A 4,342-nucleotide genomic window follows, 5' to 3' on the forward strand; every position below is an offset into this window, starting at 1 on the left:
GGCGTGGGGGCGCCCCCCGCGCCCCGCCCCGGGGCCGCCGCGCGCCCCGGCGGGGGGCGGGGCGGCTGCGCCCCCCCCCCCCCCCCGCGCCCCCCCCCCCCCCGCCCTCACCAGGCAGCCAACCTTTCCCCCGCCGCCGACCCCACCGGCCCGGCACTCCGCGCCCGGCCCGAGCCCAGCGCCCGGCCCGTCCCGCCCTGCCAGCGCCCGGCCCGCCCGTCCCGCTCGCCTGGCACGGCGCCCAGCCCCGCCCACTGCACCCGGCCCCGCCCCGCCCCGCCCCGCCCTCAAGGTCACCCCACACCGTCGCCGCATCGTTTCTGCGCAGGATGTCCACAACCTCGCGGGCAGCCGCTACGGTGGCCCAAAGTCCTAGCCCGCAGGCGGCGTTCTGCCGTCCGGCGGTGCCCGCTTCGACTCGGGGGGTCGACGGGGATGGTCACTTCAGCCGTAACACCCGTGCTCACGGCGCGCCACGCGGCCGACCGGGCCGGCGTGGTGGTGCTCGGTTCGTGTGCGGTCTGGGCGCTGTGCTGCGCCGCCGGGCGCACCGCCCGCCCGGAAGGCGTCCTGCTCGCGGTCCTCGCGGTGGCCGCCGGGTACGCCGGCGGGCGGGTCGTCGGCGCGCTGTTACCGGTGGCCGCGCCCGCCGCCGCGGCCCTGGCCGGCCTCGGCCTGATGCTGAGCGCACCGCACCCCGGGCCGACGGCCGCACCGGGTCAGGCCGCGCTGCTCGCCGCGTACACCGCGCTCGCGATGGGCGCCGCCTGCTGCGCGAGTTGGGCCGGTCGGCGGCCGGCGGTGCGCGTCGGGGGGCTGCTGCTCGCGGCGGTCATCGTGGGGACGGCCTTCGCGGTCGGTTCGGTCATCGGTGGGCTGGCCGGCACCGCCGTCCTGTTGTGTTCGGTGGCCGCGGCCCGCGTGACGCGCCGGCTGGTCGGGCTGCTCGGTCTCGCCCTGTGCGCGGCGCTGGCCGTGGGCGCCTCCTGGGCCACCGCCGAACGCGCGCTCCCCGCCGGCCTGTCCGTCTCGCTCCAGGGCCAGGTCACCGAGGAGCGGGTGCGGCTGTGGCAGGACGCGCTGGAGATCGTCGAGACCAGCCCGGCGCGCGGCGCCGGCCCCGGCAGGTTCACCGAGTTCAGCCCGACCGCACAGCAGTCCGTCGAGCCGGCCAACCGCCCCTACTCGGCCCCCTTCCAACAGGCCGCAGAGCAGGGCGTACCGGGCGTCGTGCTGCTCGGGGCCGCGTTCGGCTGGATGCTGTACGCGCTGTGGTGCTCGGCCCGGACGACCCCGGTGGTGCTCAGCGCGGGAGCGGCCCTCACCGCGATCGCCGGCACGGCGGCGGTGGCCAACGTACTCAGCTTCCCCGAGGTCACCGCGGGCGCCGGGCTGCTGGCCGGCATGGCGACGGCCCATCTGATCAGCGAGGACGCCAGCGCCCGCAGACAGTGCCCGACCACGCCCTGAGTCCCGCCCCGCCACCCCGAGGCGCGCGCTACCTCCGTACGAGTGGGGCGGTACGGGGCGCTACGGGGGCCGTGCGGCAAGGCCGGAGGCCGTAGACATCGGCCGTGGGCAGGCCCGTAAGCAGCGGCCCGCAGGCATCGGCCCGTACGAACAGGGAGATGTGCCGCTCAGGCCGGGGAGGGTCGGCCGTTGTGGCCCTTGCGCAGGCCGAGTCGTTCGCGGATGACGCGCACCGCGGCCTCCGCGTCGTCGACGGTCACCGTGAAGGTCCGGCCGTCGCCGCGCCTGACCACCAGGCCCTCGCCGCGCCGCACGACCACGGCCGTGCCCTGCTGGGGCCGCCAGCGGTAGCCCCAGCCGCCCCACTGGCGCGGGGTGACCCGGGGCGCGAACTCGGCTCCGATCACCTGCTCCAGCGGAATGCGACAGCGCGGCAGCCCGATGTGCCCGCAGCGCACCTCCAGCGCCTCGGCGTCCACCCGCACCGCCACGTGGACGAAGGCGAGGGTGCCGAACAGCATGAGCAGCCCGGCCGCGACACAGCCGATCACCGACATCAGCAGGGGCGCGAGCCCGGAGGTCCAGGCGGAGGCCACGGCGAGGTCGATGCCGAGCGCCAGACAGGCCGCCCCGATCGCGGCCAGCGGCCATTGCAGACGGTTGGTCGCCCGCCCGGTCCACACGTCGGCGCCCGACCCGACCGCCCCCGCGTGCTCGTCCTTGGGGTGGTCCCTCATGCCGTGCAGCCTACGCGCGCGCCCGCGCCCCGGCACCGATCGGCGCGGCATCGAGTCGCCCGTGGCGCCACCGTTCGCCGGCCGCGGTATGCGACCCGTACGCCGGTTTTCGCCGGGTCAGACCGCGCCGACCCGGACCAGCGAAGCGCCTTCCGGATAGGCCAGTGCCTCGGTCGGCAGTGCGGCCTCGCGCCCGCTGAGCAGCACCGTCAGGGCGCCGGTGGGAGCGGCGTCGGGGGCCGGCAGCGCGCCGATGCGGCGCAGCGCCTGCGCCGCCACCGCCTCTGCCGAGCCGAGCAGCGTCACCGGCACGCCGGCGGCGGCCTGGGCCGCGCGCTGGATGCGCTCTTCGACCAGTTCGTAGTGGGTGCAGCCGAGCACGACGGTGGTTACGCCCGCTGGAGTGAGCCCGGCCGCCGCGTCGACGGCGGCGTCGATGGCCTGGTCGTCGGCGTACTGCACGGCGTCGGCGAGCCCCGGGCAGGGCACCTCGGTCACGCTCAGGCCGGCCGCGAAGTCGCGGATCAGCTGGGTCTGGTAGGGGCTGCCGGTGGTCGCCGGGGTCGCCCAGATGGCCACCGGGCCGCCGCCGGCCGCGGCCGGCTTGATGGCCGGCACGGTGCCGATCACCGGCAGCGCCGGCTCCAGCTCGGCGCGGAGCGCGGGCAGTGCGTGCACGGTCGCGGTGTTGCAGGCGACGATCAGCGCGGCGGGCCGGTACGCGGCGGCGGCCCTGGCACAGGCCAGCGCGCGCTCCGTGATGCCGTCGGGGGTGCGCGGGCCCCACGGCATGCCGTCGGGGTCGCTGGAGAGGATCAGATCGGCGTCGGGCCGCCGCCGGTGGAGGGCGGCGGCGGTGGCCAACAGGCCGAGGCCGGAGTCGATGAGCGCGATCTTCACTGCCGTACGCCTCGCAAGAGCGGTCCGCCTCCTTGAGCAGGCCGGGCCGCACGCCGGCACCGGCTGCGCCCCATGGCCTCGGGCGCCACACCACTTCGGCGCGGCACCAGGCCACTTTAATCGATGGCGTCGATCATCCCGTCGCCCGACCGGTGGCGACCACTCGGGTGACCCGTCGCCGCCAGGGCCGCAGGTGCGGGGTGCCGGGAGGTTCCACCAGCCGCTTCACACCCGGGCGGGGGCCGCTCCGTATCCGGGCGGGGCCGGGCGCCGCACCGGTTCGCGGCTGATGCCCCCCGCGCGGGGTCCGCTGCGGCAGACTGCCACGGATGAGCGCGCTTACCTGGATCGCCATAGCCTCGCTGGCCGCCTGGGGCTGGCTACTGCTCGGGCAGGGTTGGTTCTGGCGTACGGACGTCAGGCTGCCCCCGTACCGCGCGGAGGGGGAGGGCCCCTGGCCCACGGTGGCCGTCGTGGTGCCCGCCCGGGACGAGGCGGAGGTACTGCCGATGAGCCTGCCGTCGCTACTGGAGCAGGACTATCCGGGGCAGGCGGTGGTCTTCCTCATCGACGACGGCAGCACCGACGGCACCGCGGACCGGGCCCGCGCGCTGGCCGACGACAGCAAGGGGCTGCCGCTGGTGATCGCCTCGCCCGGCGAGCCCGAGCCCGGCTGGACCGGCAAGCTGTGGGCGGTACGGCACGGCATCGAGCTGGCCCGGGGGCAGGTCGAGCCGGAGTACCTGCTGCTCACCGATGCGGACATCGCCCACGAACCGGACAGCCTGCGCGCGCTGGTGTGCGCGGCGCGCGCCGCCGACCTCGATCTGGTGTCGCAGATGGCGCGGCTGCGCGTGCACACCGTCTGGGAGCGGCTGATCGTGCCGGCCTTCGTGTACTTCTTCGCCCAGCTCTACCCGTTCCGCTGGGTCAACCGGCCGGGCGCCAGGACCGCCGCGGCGGCGGGCGGCTGCGTACTGCTGCGCACCGAGGCCGCCGAGCGGGCCCGGGTGCCCGAGAGCATCCGGCAGTCGGTGATCGACGACGTGGCGCTGGCCCGGGCCGTCAAGCGCGCCGGGCGGCCGGCCGCGGAAGGGGCCGGGGCGGGCTGGGGGGCCGTCGCGTGCGGGCCGGGCCGGCGGGGGGGGGGGGGGGGGGGCGGGGGGGGGCGTGGGGCGCGGGTGGGCCGCCTGGGGCCCGATCACCCCCAGCCCGGGGGGGTGGGGCTGGTCGCC

At 77.3% G+C, this 4,342-nt stretch carries 4 protein-coding genes; 2 read left to right on the forward strand and 2 right to left on the reverse strand.

The features are described 5' to 3' along the window. The first annotated feature begins 435 nt into the window (after positions 1-435). Entirely contained in the window at positions 436-1,470 is a 1,035-nt protein-coding gene (locus tag AAHZ94_RS29290) for an O-antigen ligase family protein (RefSeq protein ID WP_502964820.1), read from the forward strand. A 167-nt stretch (positions 1,471-1,637) separates the two neighbouring features. On the opposite strand, the gene AAHZ94_RS29295 is transcribed toward AAHZ94_RS29290, so the two are convergent. Both AAHZ94_RS29295 and AAHZ94_RS29300 read right to left on the reverse strand, forming a co-directional pair. Further along, positions 1,638-2,207, reverse strand: a complete 570-nt coding sequence (locus AAHZ94_RS29295; RefSeq protein ID WP_349996684.1) for a hypothetical protein — start codon at positions 2,205-2,207, stop codon at positions 1,638-1,640. Between the two features lie 117 nt (positions 2,208-2,324). Beyond that, a complete protein-coding gene (locus AAHZ94_RS29300) occupies positions 2,325-3,107 on the reverse strand; it encodes a glutamate racemase (RefSeq protein ID WP_349996685.1) in 783 nt (260 codons plus the stop codon). Between the two features lie 329 nt (positions 3,108-3,436). On the opposite strand from AAHZ94_RS29300, the gene AAHZ94_RS29305 reads away from it, so the two are divergent. Further along, on the forward strand, positions 3,437-4,342 hold a 906-nt coding region (locus tag AAHZ94_RS29305), incomplete at its 3' end, for a glycosyltransferase (RefSeq protein ID WP_349996686.1).

This window comes from Streptomyces sp. HSW2009, assembly GCF_040240285.1.
In the GTDB taxonomy this organism is placed as follows: Bacteria; Actinomycetota; Actinomycetes; order Streptomycetales; family Streptomycetaceae; genus Streptomyces.